Here is a 16,900-nt window from a genome sequence, read left to right as displayed (position 1 = left end):
CTGGGGCGCGCTCATGGGGCCGAGTAGTGCTCCGACGGCGACTCACCTGGGAAGGTGGGGATCCGCTCGAGGAGCTGCTCGTCCACGAAGCACCAGGCCCAGTCCTCCCCAGGCTCGAAGGATTTGATGACCGGGTGGGCGCTGGCGTGGAAGTGCCGGGTCGCGTGGCGTGACGGCGAGTCGTCGCAGCAGCCCACGTGCCCGCAGGTCAGGCACAGCCGGAGGTGGACCCATTCACCTCCGTCCTTCAGACACTCGACACATCCGTGGCCGCTGGGGTGGCTGGGAGCCGTCCGGTGATGCGCGGTCGCTTCCAGGTGGGAACATGCCTTCTTCATGGCTCGCGCTCCGAGTGGGGGCCGCCGTCCGAGGGCCCCGGGTGTCGAACATGGGGATGTGAGAGGGCCTATCGCAACGCGTCTGGCGGCCCCTGCGTGCTGGCGCGTCGGGATTCGGACGCAGTGGCGGAGGCCAGGCAGGCATGCAGCTGCGACACCACGGCGGAACCCTCGCCGATCGCCGCACCCACCCGCTTGACCGAGTCCGAACGCGCATCGCCGATGGCGAAGACGCCGGGCAGGGTCGTCTCCAACGCGAACGGTGCCCGCTCGGCGGCCGCCCAGGCCTCCGCATGGAGTGGCTGCTCGCCGGGCGCCACGCCCGTGCGCACGAATCCCTTCGCGTCCAGTGCGACACCGCAGCCCGCGAGCCAATCCGTGGCCGGGTCCGCCCCGATGAAGAGGAAGAGATGACGCACTTCGTGCTCCTCCTCCCGCCCGCTGGGCAGGTGCCGCCAGCGCACACTCCGCAGGCCCCGCTCGTCCGAGCCCGCCAGCGCCACCACCTCCGTCTCCAGCAGCAACTCGATGCGAGGGGACGCGGTCAGGCGCTCGACGAGGTAGCTGGACATGCTCGCGGCGAGCTCCGGGCCCCGCACGAGCATGCGAACCCGACGCGCGTGGTTCGCGAGGAACACGGCCGCCTGGCCCGCGGAGTTGCCACCGCCGACGAGCACGACCTCCTCGCCGTCGCACATGCGCGCCTCGATGGGGCTGGCCCAGTAGAAGACCCCACGGCCTTCGAACTGGGCGAGGTTCGCGAGCGCGGGGCGGCGGTAGCGTGCGCCGCTGGCCACCACCACGGTCCGCGTGCGCACCTTGCGCCCGTCGGTCAGCTCGAGCGCGAGCGGCGCATCAGGGTCCGCGCAGCGCAGGGTGGCGACCTCCGCCGGAATGGCCATCTCCACGCCGAACTTCTGCGCCTGCACATAGGCGCGCGCGGTGAGCGCCTGACCGGTGATGCCCGTGGGGAACCCCAGATAGTTCTCGATGCGCGAGCTCGCGCCCGCCTGCCCTCCGAAAGCCCGCTGATCCAGGACGAGTACCCGCAGCCCCTCGGAGGCCGCGTACACGGCGGTGGCGAGCCCCGCGGGACCCGCCCCCACCACGGCGACGTCATAGCGCGTCTCGAAGGCACCCTCCGGGAGCAGGCCGAGCGTTCGGGCAAGGGTGCTCTCCGAGGGGTTCTTCAAGACCGAGCCATCGGGGCACACCACGAGCGGGAACTCGTCCGCGCGTGGCGCGTAGCGCTCGATCAGCGAAGCCGCCTCGCCCCCCTGCTCCGGGTCCAGCGCGAGGTACGGGTGGCCGTTGCGTGAGAGGAAGCCTTCCAGGCGGACCCTGCCCGCGCTTTCGGGAGGGCCCACCAGGACAGGGCCACCGGCACCGGTCTCGAGAAGGCCCACGCGGCGCAGGATGAGGGCGCGCATGATGCGCTCGCCGAGGTTCGCCTCCGCCACCATCAGCGCGCGCAGCCGGTGCGGGGGGATGACCAGCACCTCCACCTCACCCACCGCGTGAGCGTCAACGAGCGAGGGGCGGCCGGAGAGCTGGGCCACCTCGCCCAGGAACTGTCCCGGGCCCTCCTCCACGATGAGATTCGAGTGCCCCAGGCCATCGCGCCGGGAGATGGCCACGCGGCCCCGGACGAGCACGAACATCCCAGGGCTCGGTTGCCCGGCCGCGACGAGGCACTCCCCATCACGGATGTGCCGGACCTCACCGAAGCGCAGCATGTGCTCCTGGTCCCGGGCATCCAGGACGGGGAACATCTGGGAGCGGCGCGACTCGAGGTCTGGGGGCAGGGGAGCGGGAATCATGAGCGTGCCCAAAGCATGGGCATGGGACGCACAGGCGACATGAACATGGGCATCGTGCACTTTCGTGCACTGAGCGTCACCCGCTTCCGTGGCCCCCGGATGTGATGGAAGGGCGTTCGCTGTCGGAGGGCAAGAAGCAGCAGAGGCGGCAGCGACGGAGGCAGGCCAAGGCGGACCGGGGACAAGTGTAGGCCCGGTCCGACGACTGGCCAGCGGGCAGGAAGTTGTCCCTGTCCTGGGCCTCCCTCAAGGCCGAGCCCCGCGCCCGTCCAGCCCCTTCGGAACGACCTCCGCCGAAGTAGCGCGACCACGAACCGGAGCCGTTCGCCGGCTTGAGCTACAAGCCGGCGACGGCGAGAGGGGCTGCGACGCCATCGCTCAGCTGCCGGGGAGCGGCGACGTCTCAACGACCAGGTTCGAATTCACAGCCAGGGTTCCGCCCATCTGCAAGGTGATGAATTCCGTCCGCCTCCACCAGCCGTTCGAGGGGTCGTACACACTTCCCTGGAGGGCTACGTCATACCAGCGCTCGGCCGTGGTTCTGTAGGTCGTGTTCGGGGGCAGCTGACCCATCTGCACCGTCAGCGTTGCTTGGAAGCTGCTGTAGGGGGGCACATTGAACACCTGCGAGACCGTGAGCGCCGTGGTTTGCGTCTTGGTCAGGGTCGATGTCTCCGTGCGCGAGTAGGTAAAGCTGGCCTTGAGTGTCCATTCCTGGGTCAGCTCATTCGAGCCGACACCCACTTTGGCCGAGAGCGAATAGCTCAACTCCATGCCCGCCGTGTACTGATTGGTGACCGTCACCGTTGTTGTCTGTTCGGTCGCGTTGTTGAGCGTGATGGTTTGCGGTTGCACCTCGGGACTGTTGTTCGTCCCAGTCGCTTGGGCGAACAAGCTCTTCCCGCCAGTGTTTGGGACCGTGATCACCACCGGGGCGATGACTTCCTGCTTCGGGATGAGGTTGTTCCAGGAGAAGCTGGAGAGGGCGTCGTTGAAGCCCACATCCTTGAAGTTGCTCAACTGCGAGAAGCTGCCCCAAGCCTTGATGTTCTCATAGCTCACCCCCGAGCCGTCGTTGCCATCGAACAACGAGACCGTCTGTGCGTCATACAGCGAAGGCCAGCGCGCGGAACTCGCGCGATCCTTGATGTACCAGCCATCCAGCGGTTGGAGCTTTGCCGCGTTCCACTCCGAGAGGAACAGCACGGTGCGGTTCCCCTTGAAGTCGGCGGCTTCGTAGAGTTCGACGGCGCCGAGGTTCAGATCGGGCGTGTGCCAGAACCACGCCGAAATGCAGTCGTTCATGTTGCACTGCGTGAGATCCACGGCCTCGGTCCGGCCCGTTCCCACGAGGTCGACCACCCTGCCGCAGTTCTTGAGGTTGAAGACGTTGCCGTCGGCCGGGGCGACAAAGGCGTCCGTCAAGGTCACGACCGTTCCTACCGGAAGATTGAACGCAATCCAGGTCGATTCGTCCTGGATGCTCGTCCCGGAGATGGATTGGCGTTTGTCCTTGGTGTAATCATTGGTGCTGAACGCATAGGACGTACCTCCCCAGCTGGCATCTTTGAAGAGTCTTACGGTGTTGGAGGGCTGAGTGGGAGGCGTGGGCGCCGGAGCGGGAAGCTTCGAAATCGCTGGCATCTGTGCGTTCCTTTGGTGGGCTTGCAGCGGTACAAAAGCTAACGCGCCGGTTATGTCTTGGTCTATTGCCCGACGGTACGGTTGGGTTCAATTGGCACAACCCATAGGCAATGACAAACGTATCGGTGCTGGAAGTTTACACGGAGCCCCGTGTCCCTTGGTGAGGGGCTATGAATGCCGCCGACTGCCGACGTGGACATTCAAACCACCTACCTGCCACGGCCTGTTCGCACGGCAGGGACAACCAGATCACGAACACGCAGGCCAAGCCTTGGCGACACAGTAGGCCGGCGCCACGGAAAAAAGTGCTGTTGCTCAGGATGACAGGGTTTTGGCGTTCCGCTTCCCAGCGCATCAGCCAGACACACAGCACTTTCAGCGCCGCGCCCTCCGGGCCTTCAGGCGCTGCGAGACGGCCGACTGGGTCATGCCGAGCGACGGCCACGACCTCGCCCGATGTGTGCTTGCCTTCCGCCTGCAACTCGACGTCACGGGTCTCCTACCCCCTGGCGATTCGGTAGGTTTCGCGCAACCTTCGGGCGCCTCCTGGATCAGGTGATCCAGTTTTCCCCACGCCTCTTTCGCGCTCTCCACGAGGACGGAGGAAGACCACCTGCCGTGCCCCGTCCGTGCGGCTCGGTTTCGTGACCATGGGGCGGAAAGGATGGGGAGGGGGACGCGGGCGCGAATCAGCGTATCGGCGGGATGGAAGCCAGGCTGAGGGTAGGGGCTGGAGCGGAGGCGCCGAGGAGGGCCGCAGATATAGGGGCCGCCCGAGCGAGGAAGCGCGCCTGGTACGCCTGCAGTGCGTCCTCAGGCCCCTGCGCGGGCAGGGCTCCACTTTTCTTCAGCAGGCGCAGACCTGGACGCACCGGTGTGTCCGCCGGGGGGGGGGGGCGGCTTGGCCCCTGGGCCCCCGGCGGACGCTCCGGCTCAGAGCATGATGTCCTTGAACGCCTTCCCGGGCGGAATCAGCGGGAGGCAGTCCTCGTATGGCGTGACGAGCTCGATGAAGTGCGGTCCCCGGTGGGAGACCGCCCGGTCGAGCACCCGGCGGAGGTCACCGGGCGACTCCACGCGGTCGACATGGGCCTCGGTGAAGCCGTTGCTCCGGGCCAGCGTGGTCCACTGCTTGCCCTGCTTGACGACCCCGGTCTTCCGGCCCTCGTAGAAGTGGTTGTTCCACATCCGCACGATGCCGTACCCGTCGTTGTTGAAGAGCAGCACCTTCACCGGCAGTCCGGACTCCCACGCCGTCTCCAGCTCCGCCTCGGAGAAGCGCAGGCTCCCATCTCCGGCCAGACAGATAACGAGCGCGTCGGGGTCGGCGATCTGCGCCCCGAGCGCCAGCGGGAGCCCGGAGCCCATGCACCCCAGCCCGCTGGACGTGAGGAACTCCGACCCCGGCCGCATCTCCACGTGCTGCGCGGCCCACATCTGATGGCTGCCCACCTCCGTGGTGTAGACCACCCGCTGACCGCTCCGTGCCGTGTGCTCCCGGACCGCCACGTTGAGCTGCTCCAGCACGAGCTGGCATTGGAGCGCGCCCGGCTGGGCCTTGTAGGTGGACGGGTATTGTTCGCGGACGGCGGCGATCCGCTCATGCCACGCCGCGTAGCCGCGCGGCGCTCCCACGAGCAGGGTGAGCAGCTCGCGCAGGGTGTGCTTGAGGTCCCCCACCACGCCCAGCTTCCGCTCCGGCATCACCTTCTGGACCTGCTCCCGGGCGATGTCGAAATGGATGAGCCGCTTCGCGTGCGGCGCGAAGGTGCCCGTGTTGCTGGTGATGCGGTCGTCGAACCGCGAGCCCAGGGAGATGACCAGGTCCGCGTTGTCGACGATCCAGTTCGGGACGTAGAACCCGTGCATCCCCACCATCCCGTAGCAGCTCGGGTGGGTGCTCGGCAGCGCCGCCTTGCCCGGGAGTGTGTGCACCACGGGGATGGGCGCCAGCTCCAGCAGTTGCAGCAACTCGTTTCGGGCGTCGGCGATCACCACGCCATGGCCGGCGATGATGACCGGCCGCTCGGCCTTGCGCAGGCACGCCATGACCTCTTCCAGCTCCGGCGAAGCGGGCCGCGGCTTCGTCGCGGTGACGGGCGGCGCGTGAGGCGGCGGCGGGGGCTGACGCTGCTGCTGAAGGTCCCTGGGGAAGTCGATGAGCACCGGGCCAGGACGGCCGTCGAAGGCCACCCGGACCGCGTCGGCCAGCACGTCGGCCGCGTCCTCCAGGCGCTCCAGGTACGCGACCTTCTTCGCCACCGGGGCGGCGACCTCCGTGATGTTGAGCTCCTGGAACGCGTCGGTGTTCCGGGCGGTGCGCGCCACCTGCCCCGTCACCACGAGCAGCGGGATGTTGTCCCGCAGCGCGTCCGACAGGGGGGTGATGAGGTTGGTCGCGCCCGGTCCGGAGGTCGCCGTGACGACGCACAGCTTTCCCGTGAGCTGGGTGTAGCCCATGGCGGCCCAGGCCGCGCCCTGCTCGGTCTGGAAGCACTGGAGTTGGATGCCCGGGCAGGCTTCCAACGCATCGACGAAGTCCATGACCGCGCCGCCGGTGACCGCGAACGCGCGCTCGACTCCCGCGCGCGTGAGGAGCTCCACGAAGGTATCGGAGCCCGTGCTCGATGTGCGTTTCATGGGATGATTGCCTTTCGCGCCGCCGTCAGCCATTCACCACCGCGTAGTGCCCGGGCACGTATTCCTTGTAGTGCTGACGGTGCGGCTCCAGGTCCGCGACGTTGACCGTCTTGATGCTCCAGCGGATCTTGTGCTGGTACGCGTCCCGGATCTCCCCCACGTCCTTGCCGTGCAGGCCGGTGTTGTTGGAGCTGCTCACGAAGTCCCCCGGCCGCATCAGCACCCGCCCCTTGAGGGCGTGCAGGGCCTCGTTCAGCCTGGTGATGGCCTCCTTGCCCTCGTCCGAGTACGCGATGGTGCGGTTCTCGAAATAGACGAAGTCGACCGCGCCCTGGACGACGGGGTGCATCGCCGCCTGTCCCAGGCGGGAGTCCTTGTCGTTGTACGTGGTGAGGTCGTCGTACGGCGTATAGAAGTTCGGCTCGCGAAGGATGCGCTCGATGTCCGGCCCAAGGTGCTGGAGCAGGTCGCTGTTGCGGACGAAGGTCGTGAAGATCTCGTTCTCCGCGTGGCTGCGCATGCCCAGGATGTTGACGAAGTCCGGCCGGACGAAGTGGTTGGCCAGGTCCTTGTGGAAGCCAATCGGCAGGAGCGTCTTCTGGGACTGGCTCTTGTAGAGGGCCTTCTGCGGGTAGATGTCGTGGACGATGTCGCCCGCGTTCACGTTCGTGTAGCCAATGGACGGCGTGCCCATCAGCTCCGCATAGGTGATGAGGAAGCCCTCACCGATGAACGTCTTCTTCAGCTCGTACTTGGACTGGACCGGCCGCTCGAAGTCGAAGGGCGGGACGCCCTCGTCGATGGGGCAGTTGGTGAGGAAGTGGAACGGGTGCGCCACCAGGTCCCGTGCCCGGGCCGTGCGGCAGGCGTCGACGAAGCTGTGAGGCACACGCTCCTGCGCGATGAGCTGGCGGACGGCCAGCTGGAACGCGGGAAACGCGGTGTAGGGATTCGCGGTGATGGAGGCGAGGGCCTCGGTGAAGCGCTGCTTTTCCTCGGGCGTGAAGTGATAGTCGACAGCGACGGCGGGCTTGAAGGCAGTGATCATGGCGGTCTACCGGCGTGGGTTTGAGAGGGATTGCGGCGCCAGGGACGCGAGGAGCGCCCGGGGCGTGGGAAGGTGGTGTTCGAGAAGTTCCAGGTAGCGTGCGACCTGCTTCTCCACGACGTCTCGCGGGAAGAGGCTTCCGCAGTAGCGGCAGTCGAGGACCATGCCGTCGCTGTATTCGACCGCGTACCACATGACGTCGAAGCGGACTTCGGTGGGGAGCACCTCGTGCACCGCGCCAGCGGCCCTGAAATCCGGGGCCACCGGCGCCTCGACGTTGAGCGCGCTGAAGAAGGACGTGGTGAGCGCGAAGCTGTCCGCGCCAGGATCGAAGCCGAGATCCGCCAGGATCCTGTCGTTCTGGTAGCTCTGGTGTTGCATCGCGGAAAGGAGCGCGAACTGCACCTTGGCGGCGCAAGAGGCGAAGGTGTCGCCGTCCTCCAGCCGGACGCGAAGCATCACCAGGTTGATGGCCAGACCGATGAGTGATGGGAAGTGATTGGCGTCACGCCCGTTGACCGGCGTGCCAATGATGATGTCGCGGCTGCCCTCCTGGTCGTGGATGAGCGTGAAGAAGCCGGTGAGGAGCAAGACGAAGGGGCTCACGCCGAGCACCCCGGCCGCGTGCTTGACCTGATCCCACAGCGGCCCCGGGAGCAGGACCCGATACGCGGCTCCCGTCCGGTCTGTGCCGGCCTCCGGGTGGACGAAGTCCGCGAACGGGACGGGCGGGAGCGGCGGGGCGAGGTGCTCCAGCCAGTAGCGCCGGTTCGGCTCGAAGGCACCTTGCGCGAGCAGTCGGTTCTGCCACTCGGAGAAGTCCTTGTATTGGAGCTTCAGCGGTTCGAGCGTGCTGGGGCTTCCGGTCAGGCACTCCACATAGAGGGCGGCCAGCTCCTGGCGCATGAGGAACAGCGACCAGCCGTCCACGATGAGGTGGTGGCCCGTCATGAACAGCAGGGACTGCCCTTCGCCAGCTTGGACGAGGTGCGCGCGCAGCAGCGGCGCGGCTTCAAGGTCGAACAGGCGGTTCGCCTCTCCTCGGCGGATGTCCGCGAGCGCGCTCGCCCGGTGCTCTGGCGCGAGCCGCGTCAGGTCGGTGACGGTCAGGACGCAGCGCGCTTCACTTGCGACGACCTGCACGCGCTCGCCACCTTCCATCGGGAAGGCGGTGCGGAGGCTTTCGTGGCGCGCGATGAGGAGGTTGATCGCGCGTTCGATGGGCTCCGCCAGGAGCGCTCCGCCGAGCGGGACCGCGGCGGAGATGTTGGACCAGGTCCGCTGCGGGTCGCGGACGTAGTCGCGCCAGTACCTTCGCTGCGAGGGTGAGAGCGGATACGAGGCGCGTGGCGGAACCAGGACCGGCGGCTCCACGACGTCGGCGGCAAGGGGGCCCAGGGTGTCTCCCGCCGGCGAGGACGCGAAGGGCAGGGTGTCGCCCCTCGCGCGCAGGGCGGCTTCAACGTGCTGGGCCAGCGCGGCGGTGGTGGGCCCCTCGAACAACGCTCGCAGTGGCACGTCGACGCCGAAGGCGGTGCGCACCCGGCCGAGCACCTTCATGGCCAGCAGGGAGTGGCCCCCGAGCGCGAAGAAGCTGTCGAAGACGCCCACGCGCGGCACGCCGAGCAGCTCCGCCCAGAGGGCCACGAGCGTCTCTTCCACCGGTGTGCGGGGCCCCACGAAGGCTCGCTCCGGGTCGGCGGAGGCCAGGTCGGGCGGCGGCAGGGCCTTGCGGTCCACCTTGCCGTTGGACGAGAGGGGCAGGGCGGGAAGCTCCACGAACGCCGCTGGCACCATGAACTCCGGCAGCTTGCCTTGCAGGTAGCTCCGCAGCTCACCTGCTCCGAGCAGCGTCCCTTCGTGCGCCACCAGGTAGGCCACCAGTCGCTTTTCGCCGGGCACGTCCTCTCGCGCGAGCACCACCACTTCGCGAATCGCCGGGTGCCGCCCGAACTGCTCCTCGATTTCCCCCAGCTCGATGCGGAAGCCGCGGAGCTTCACCTGATGGTCGAGCCGGCCCAGGAACTCCAGGTTGCCGTCGGGCCTGACCCGGACGAGGTCGCCTGTCTTGTAGAGCCTTGCTCGCGGATCCGCAGAGAACGGATGGGGAACGAAGGCGCCCGCCGTGAGCTCCGGCCGGTTCAGGTAGCCGCGCGCCAGACCGTCGCCGCCGAGATACAGCTCCCCCGCGACGCCGACGGGCACGGGGCGCGCATGGCGGTCGAGGACGTACGCCTCTGTATTGGCGATGGGCCTTCCGAGCGGAATGGACGTGACGCCATCCGCCTCGGAGATGGTGTGGCAACAGGCGAAGGTCGTGCTCTCCGTGGGACCATAGCCATTGATGAGCCGTACCCCGGGGAGGACCTCCAGCGCCCGCTTCACGTGGGGCACCGACAGCGCCTCACCGCCCACCAGGAGCTGGCGCAAGGGCCGCAGCACCTCGGGTTGTGCGTCCATCACCGCGTTGAAGAGGCTGGCGGTGAGCCAGAGCGTCGTCACAGCCTCGCGCCGCACGACCTCGCCGATCGTCGCCAACGTCGGTCGCTCGGCGGGAAAAACGACCAGCCGGCCACCATTCAGCAGCGGCCCCCAGAGTTCGAAGGTCGAGGCGTCGAAGGAGAGTGAGGCCAGGTGGAGGAATGTCTCTGTCTCGGAGAAGTGCGCGTAGCGCGTCTCCTTGACGAGCCGGACAACGCCCCGGTGCACCACGCAGACACCCTTCGGGCGGCCGGTCGAACCGGAGGTGTAGACCACATACGCCAGACTTTCCGGCCCGGCCCCGCTCACCGGCGCGGGGATGCTCTCGCCAGCCATGGAGCTCAGGCCCTCGTCCAGGAGGAGCACCTGGGGACGGCGCGTGGGGAGCCGCTCGACGAGATGGCGCTGCGTGAGCAGCAGGGGCGTGCCCGTGTCCTCCAGCATGAAGGCGAGGCGCTCCTCGGGGTAGTTCGGGTCCAGCGGCAGATACGCGCCGCCGGCCTTGAGGATTCCGAGCAGCCCCACCACCAGCTCCAGGGAGCGTTCGACGCACAGGCCCACCAACACCTCGGGCCCTACGCCCATGGCGCGCAGGTGGTGCCCAAGCTGGTTGGCCCGCTGATCCAGCTCCCGGTAGGTGAGCCGCTGGTCTTCGAATACCACGGCCACCGCGTCCGGGGTCTTCTTCGCCTGGGCTTCAAACAGCTCGTGGATGCAGCGCTCACGCGGGAAGTCGGTTTGCGTCTGATTGAAGGCCCGCACCAGTTGGTGGTGCTCCGGCTCCGTCAGCAAAGGCAGCCGCGAGACGGACTGCTCCGGTTCGGCCACAATCCCTTCCAGCAGCGTCTGGTAGTGGCCCGCCAGCCGCTCCACCGTCCCCGCGTCGAAGAGGTCGGTGTTGTATTCCAGCGAGCCCTTCAGTCCGTCCGCCGTTTCTTCCAGGAAGAGCGTCAGCTCGAACTTCGCCACCGTCTGCGCGACGGGCATGGGTGTGAGCTTCGCCTCTCCCAGGGACAGCTCCGGCATGGGGGCGTTCTGGAGGACGAACATCACCTGGAAGAGGGGCGAGCGGCTCAGGTCGCGCGCGGGGGCCAGCTCCTCCACCAGCTTCTCGAAGGGGACGTCCTGGTGGACGTAGGCGCCCAGCGTCACCTCGCGCACGCGCTTGAGCAGCTCCCGGAAGCTGGGCTCGCCGCTCAAGTCGGTGCGCAGCACCAGCGTGTTGACGAAGAAGCCGATGAGTCCTTCGGTCTCCGCGCGAGTGCGGCCGGCGATGGGAGAGCCGACGACGATGTCGTCCTGCCCGCTGTGCCGGTGCAGGAGCACCTGGAAGGCCGCGAGCAGCGTCATGAAGAGGGTGCTGCCTTCGCGACGGCTCAGCGCCGCGAGCGCAGAGGACAGCTCACGGGGCAGGGCCACCGGCAGCACGCTTCCGCGGTGCGAGCGCACCGAAGGGCGCGGCCGGTCCGTGGGCAGTTCCAGCGCGGGTGGCGCTCCAGCCAGGTGCTGCTTCCACCAGGAGAGTTCTGTCTTCAGCACTTCGCCTGACAGCCACTGCCGCTGCCAGAGGGCATAGTCGGCGTACTGAATGGGCAATGCGGGAAGTGAGGCGGCATGGCCCGCATGGAGTGCGCCGAGTTCCCGGATCAGCACTCCCAGCGACCAACCGTCCGAGACGATGTGATGCAGCGTCAGCAGCAGCACGTGCTCCTGCTCCGAACGCTTGAGCAGCGTGGCCCGGAGCAGTGGCCCACGGGCGAGGTCGAAGGGCGTCTCCGCCTCCTGCTTCGCCAGTCGTTGCACCTCTGCCCGCCAGGCGGCTTCCTCCGGCGTGTGCAGCTCCACCACTTTCAGGCGCGGGGCCAACTCGGAAGCGATGGCCTGATGCGGCTGCCCTTCGATGCTGGGGAAGATGGTGCGCAGCGCTTCATGGCGCTGCACCAGCGCCTGGAGTGCCTGCTCCAGCGCCATTGCATTGAGCGGCCCCGACAGGTGCACGGCCGTGGGGACGTTGTAGAGGGGGCTGTCGGGCTCCAGTCGGTCGAGCAGCCACAACCGCTGCTGGGCGAAGGAGAGTGGCAGCAATCCCTTACGAAGCGCGGGGACGAGCGCTGGCGCGGTGGGGACCGCTCCGACGCGCATGGCGGCTTCGACGAGCGGGGCCAGCGCGGCGATGGTGGGCGTTTCGAACAGGGCACGCAGCGGCACATCGACGCCGAAGGCGGTGCGCACCCGGCCGAGCACCTGCATCGCAAGCAGTGAGTGGCCTCCGAGGTCGAAGAAGTTGTCGAAGAGGCTCACGCGGGGCACGCGAAGCACCTGCGCCCAGACGGTGGCCAGCACCTCTTCCACCGGCGTGCGGGGGCCCACGAAGTCGCGTGCCAGGTCCGCCGAAGCGAGGTCCGGCGGCGGCAGGGCCTTGCGGTCCACCTTGCCGTTGGGCGTCAGCGGCAGGACTGGAAGCGCCACGAATGCAGTCGGTACCATGTAGTCCGGTAGCCGGCCCTGAAGGTGGCTTCGCAGCTCGTCCAGGCCGGGCAGGGGCGTCTCGTGTCCCACCACGTAGGCCACGAGACGCTTCTCACCCGGCGCATCTTCCCGCGCGATCACCACGGCCTGCCGCACGGAGGGGTGCTGCGACAGGATGGATTCGATTTCCCCCAGCTCGATGCGGAAGCCCCGGAGCTTCACCTGATGGTCGGCGCGGCCCAGGTACTCCACGTTGCCATCCGGCAGCCAGCGGCAGAGGTCCCCGGTCTTGTACAGGCGTGCGTCCGGCTCATCGCTGAACGGGTCCGGGCGGAATCTCTCCGCGGTCAGCGCGGGACGGTTCCGGTAGCCACGCCCCACTCCCGCTCCTCCGATGTAGAGTTCGCCAGGGACGTTGAGCGGAGTCGGTTGCAGCCGCGCATCGAGCACATAGAGCCGTGTGTTCGCGATGGGGCGGCCGATGGGAACGGGACCGGTCTTTGCCACATCGGCGGGCGCCTCGTAGATGCAGCAGCCGACGACGGTCTCCGTGGGACCGTATTCGTTGATGAGCCGGGTCGCGGGCGCGGAGCGCTGGAAGAAGGACAGGGCTTCCCACGACAAGGCCTCGCCGCCGATGACGAGGGCGCGTGCTCGGCCCGCTGCCCGCTCGGGTCGTAGGAGACGAGGAATCAGCTCGAGGTGCGCCGGGGTGAGCTTGACGAGGCTGAAGTCGTCGTGGCGGTCGAGCGCATCCACGAGCACGTCGATTCCATCACGCTCGGGCAGGAGCACCACCGGCTGTCCGACCAGCAGCGGGGAGAACAGGCCGGTGATGGTGAGATCGAAGCTGATGGAGGAATGGACGGGAGCGCCCCGCCCATTGACGACGTCATAGGCCTGGGTGCACCAGGCCAGGTAGTTGACGAGCCCGCGGTGGGGGATCATCACGCCATTCGGTTTGCCCGTCGAACCCGAGGTGTAGATGACGTAGGCCAGACCTTCTGGCCCACCTCCGCTCTCTGGCTTGTCCATTCGCTCGCGGGCGATGTGCTCCCAATCCGTATCCAGCAAGAGCGTCCGGGCCCGGTGCTTCGGGAGTCCATCAACACGCTGCCGCTGCGTGAGGAGGATGGGCGTACCGGAGTCCTCCAGCATGAAGGCGAGGCGCTCCTCGGGGTAGCTCGGGTCCAGCGGCAGATACGCGCCGCCTGCCTTGAGGATTCCAAGCAGCCCCACCACCAACTCCAGGGAGCGTTCGACGCACAGGCCCACCAGCACCTCGGGCCCCACGCCCATGGAGCGCAGGTGGTGTCCAAGCTGGTTGGCCCGCTGATCCAGCTCCCGGTAGGTGAGCCGCTGGTCTTCGAATACCACGGCCACCGCGTCCGGGGTCTTCTTCGCCTGGGCTTCAAACAGCTCGTGGATGCAGCGCTCACGCGGGAAGTCGGTTTGCGTCTGATTGAAGGCCCGCACCAGTTGGTGGTGCTCCGGCTCCGTCAGCAAAGGAAGCCGCGAGACGGACTGCTCCGGTTCGGCCACAATCCCTTCCAGCAGCGTCTGGTAGTGGCCCGCCAGCCGCTCCACCGTCCCCGCATCGAAGAGGTCGGTGTTGTATTCCAGCGAGCCCTTCAGTCCGTCCGCCGTTTCTTCCAGGAAGAGCGTCAGCTCGAACTTCGCCACCGTCTGCGCGACGGGCATGGGCGTGAGCTTCGCCTCGCCCAGGGACAGCTCCGGCGTGGGGGCGTTCTGGAGGACGAACATCACCTGGAAGAGGGGCGAGCGGCTCAGGTCGCGCGCGGGAGCCAGCTCCTCCACCAGCTTCTCGAAGGGGACGTCCTGGTGGACGTAGGCGCCCAGCGTCACCTCGCGCACGCGCTTGAGCAGCTCCCGGAAGCTGGGCTCGCCGCTCAAGTCGGTGCGCAGCACCAGCGTGTTGACGAAGAAGCCGATGAGTCCTTCGGTCTCCGCGCGAGTGCGGCCGGCGATGGGAGAGCCAACGACGATGTCGTCCTGCCCGCTGTGCCGGTGCAGGAGCACCTGGAAGGCCGCGAGCAGCGTCATGAAGAGGGTGCTGCCTTCGCGACGGCTCAGCGCCGCGAGCGCAGAGGACAGCTCGCGGGGCAGGGCCACCGGCAGCACGCTTCCGCGGTGCGAGCGCACCGAAGGGCGCGGCCGGTCCGTGGGCAGTTCCAACGCGGGTGGGGCTCCGGTCAGGTGCTGCTTCCACCAGGAGAGCTCTGTCTTCAGCACTTCGCCCGACAGCCACTGCCGCTGCCAGAGGGCATAGTCGGCGTACTGAATGGGCAATGCGGGAAGCGATGAGGCGCGGCCTTGCGAAGCGGCTTTGTACAGCGCCGCCACCTCACGGACCAGCACACCCAAAGACCAGCCATCGGAGACGATGTGGTGCAGCGTGAGCAACAGCACGTGCTCCTGCTCCGAACGCTTGAGCAGCGTGGCCCGGAGCAGCGGCCCGTGCGCGAGGTCGAAGGGCGTCTCCGCCTCATGCTTCGCCAGTCGTTGCACCTCTGCCTGCCAAGCGGACTCCTCCGGCGTGTGCAGCTCCACCACTTTCAGGCGCGGCGCCAGCTCGGAGGCGATGGCCTGATGCGGCTGTCCTTCGATGCTGGGGAAGATGGTGCGCAGTGCTTCATGGCGTTGCACCAGCGCCTGGAGCGCCTGCTCCAGCGCGATCGCATTGAGCGGCCCCGACAGGTTCACGGCGGCAGGGACGTTGTAGAGGGGGCTGTCGGGATCCAGGCGGTCAAGCAGCCACAACCGCTGCTGGGCGAAGGAGAGCGGCAGCAATCCCTCGCGAAGCGCGGGGACGAGCGCTGGCGCGGTGGGGACCGTCCCGGCGCGCATGGCCGCTTCGACGAGCGCGGCCACTGCGGCGACGGTGGGTGTCTCGAACAACGCACGCAGCGGCACATCGACACCGAAGGCGGTGCGCACCCGGCCGAGCACCTGCATGGCCAGCAGCGAGTGACCTCCGAGGTCGAAGAAGCTGTCGAAGAGGCTCACGCGGGGCACGCGGAGCACCTGCGCCCAGACGGTGGCCAGCACCTCTTCCACCGGCGTGCGGGGGGCCACGAAGTCGCGTGCCAGGTCCGCCGAAGTCAGGTCCGGCGGCGGCAGGGCCTTGCGGTCCACCTTGCCATTGGGCGTCACGGGTAGGGCCGGAAGCTCCACGAACGCCGCTGGCATCATGTAGTCCGGGAGCTTGCCTCGCAGGTGGCTGCGCAGCCCGCTCGCTCCGAAAGACAGCCCTTCACGTGGCACCACGTACGCCACGAGCCGCTTGTCACCGGGGGCGTCCTCGCGTGCCAGCACCACCGTGTCACGAACCGACGGGTGCTGCGCGAGCACGCTCTCGATCTCGGCAAGCTCGATGCGGAAGCCTCGAATCTTCACCTGATGGTCGGCGCGCCCGAGGAACTCGAGGACACCGTCCGCGCGGTAGCGCACCAGATCGCCAGTGCGGTAGAGGCGCGCTCCGGCTTCGGGGCCGAACGCGTCGGGGATGAAGCGCTCCGCCGTCAGGTCCGGTCGGTGCGCGTAACCCCGGCCGAGCCCTCGACCCCCGATGTAGAGCTCGCCGGGCACGCCGATCGGTACGGGCTGGAGGTGCGGGTCGAGCACGTAGACGCGCACCCCCGGGAGCGGGCGACCGATGGGGGGCGGCTGCATTCCCTCCGACGCCTGGATGGGACTCCAGGTCGCGAGGATGGCCGCCTCGGTCGGACCGTAGTGGTTGGTGAAACGGAACGGCGGCGCGTGCCTCGGGGCGCGTTGCACCTTGTCGGATCCGGTGAGCAACGCACGGAGCGGGAATCCCGCCGGGAGCGCTCCCTCGACGATGGCCTCGGCGAGGACCGGCGGCAGGTGCGCGAGCGTGATGGCCTCTCGCTGGAACCACTCCACCAGCCGCGCCGACGAGAACCGCGTCTCCTCGTCCACGATGTGCACCGACGCGCCCACCGAGAGCGCGGGCCACAGCTCCAGCCCGCAGGCGTCGAAGCCCATCACCGCCTGCTGCGCGACCCGATCCGCAGGAACGACGGCGTACTCCTTCACGAACCAGCGGACCAGGTTGGTCAGCCCGCCGTGCCGGTTCTCCACCCCCTTGGGCCGTCCCGAGGAGCCGGAGGTGTAGATGACATAGGCGAGGTTGTCGCGCTGGACGCCGGTCGCCGGAGCGTCGCCACTCCGCGCGGCGATGGCGACCCGGTCATCGTCGAGAAAGACGATGCGCGGTGCCGCGGCGCGCACCGTCTCACGCAGCCGCCCCATGGTGACGAGCACGGGCGACCGGGCATCTTCGAGCATGAAGGACAGCCGGTCCGCAGGATAGGTCGGGTCGAGCGGCAGATACGCTCCGCCCGCCTTGAGGATCCCCAAGAGCCCCACCACCAGCTCCACCGAACGCTCCATGCACCTGGCTCTTATACACATCT

At 68.0% G+C, this 16,900-nt stretch carries 6 protein-coding genes; all 6 read right to left on the bottom strand.

Features of this window, described 5'->3' with window-relative positions:
- Positions 1 to 11: 11 nt before the first annotated feature.
- The 6 genes from D7Y13_RS12360 to D7Y13_RS12330 all read right to left on the bottom strand — a co-directional run bounded on the left by D7Y13_RS12360 (position 12) and on the right by D7Y13_RS12330 (position 16,877).
- Positions 12 to 338 (bottom strand): UBP-type zinc finger domain-containing protein, encoded by a 327-nt coding sequence (locus tag D7Y13_RS12360; RefSeq protein WP_120532392.1) that lies wholly within the window; start codon positions 336 to 338, stop codon positions 12 to 14.
- A gap of 68 nt (positions 339 to 406) precedes the next feature.
- A complete protein-coding gene (locus tag D7Y13_RS48665; protein ID WP_120582048.1) occupies positions 407 to 2,158 on the bottom strand; it encodes an FAD-dependent oxidoreductase in 1,752 nt (583 codons plus the stop codon).
- 378 nt (positions 2,159 to 2,536) lie between these two features.
- Positions 2,537 to 3,802 carry an ETX/MTX2 family pore-forming toxin gene (locus D7Y13_RS12350; protein WP_120582047.1) on the bottom strand — a complete coding sequence of 422 codons (1,266 nt, stop codon included), beginning with the start codon at positions 3,800 to 3,802 and terminating at the stop codon, positions 2,537 to 2,539.
- A gap of 933 nt (positions 3,803 to 4,735) precedes the next feature.
- Positions 4,736 to 6,442 (bottom strand): thiamine pyrophosphate-binding protein, encoded by a 1,707-nt coding sequence (locus D7Y13_RS12340; RefSeq protein ID WP_158620245.1) that lies wholly within the window; start codon positions 6,440 to 6,442, stop codon positions 4,736 to 4,738.
- Between the two features lie 25 nt (positions 6,443 to 6,467).
- The gene (locus tag D7Y13_RS12335) at positions 6,468 to 7,490 is read right to left on the bottom strand and encodes a hypothetical protein (protein ID WP_120582044.1); all 1,023 of its coding nucleotides are present in this window, start codon (positions 7,488 to 7,490) and stop codon (positions 6,468 to 6,470) included.
- A 6-nt stretch (positions 7,491 to 7,496) separates the two neighbouring features.
- Complete coding sequence (locus D7Y13_RS12330; protein WP_158626151.1) at positions 7,497 to 16,877, bottom strand: non-ribosomal peptide synthetase; 9,381 nt, start codon at positions 16,875 to 16,877, stop codon at positions 7,497 to 7,499.
- Between the last annotated feature and the right edge of the window lie 23 nt (positions 16,878 to 16,900).

The sequence above is a fragment of the Corallococcus praedator genome, assembly GCF_003612125.1.
Lineage (GTDB): Bacteria > Myxococcota > Myxococcia > Myxococcales > Myxococcaceae > Corallococcus > Corallococcus praedator.
This window is presented reverse-complemented; position numbering and strand designations above follow the sequence as displayed.

What these genes read in the sequence shown, in the direction of transcription:
- D7Y13_RS12360 (WP_120532392.1), bottom strand. Translation starts at nt 338, where the DNA reads ATGAAGAAGGCATGTTCCCACCTGGAAGCGACCGCGCATCACCGGACG.
- D7Y13_RS12350 (WP_120582047.1), bottom strand. Translation starts at nt 3,802, where the DNA reads ATGCCAGCGATTTCGAAGCTTCCCGCTCCGGCGCCCACGCCTCCCACT.
- D7Y13_RS12340 (WP_158620245.1), bottom strand. Translation starts at nt 6,442, where the DNA reads ATGAAACGCACATCGAGCACGGGCTCCGATACCTTCGTGGAGCTCCTC.
- D7Y13_RS12330 (WP_158626151.1), bottom strand. Translation starts at nt 16,877, where the DNA reads ATGGAGCGTTCGGTGGAGCTGGTGGTGGGGCTCTTGGGGATCCTCAAG.
- D7Y13_RS48665 (WP_120582048.1), bottom strand. Translation starts at nt 2,158, where the DNA reads ATGATTCCCGCTCCCCTGCCCCCAGACCTCGAGTCGCGCCGCTCCCAG.
- D7Y13_RS12335 (WP_120582044.1), bottom strand. Translation starts at nt 7,490, where the DNA reads ATGATCACTGCCTTCAAGCCCGCCGTCGCTGTCGACTATCACTTCACG.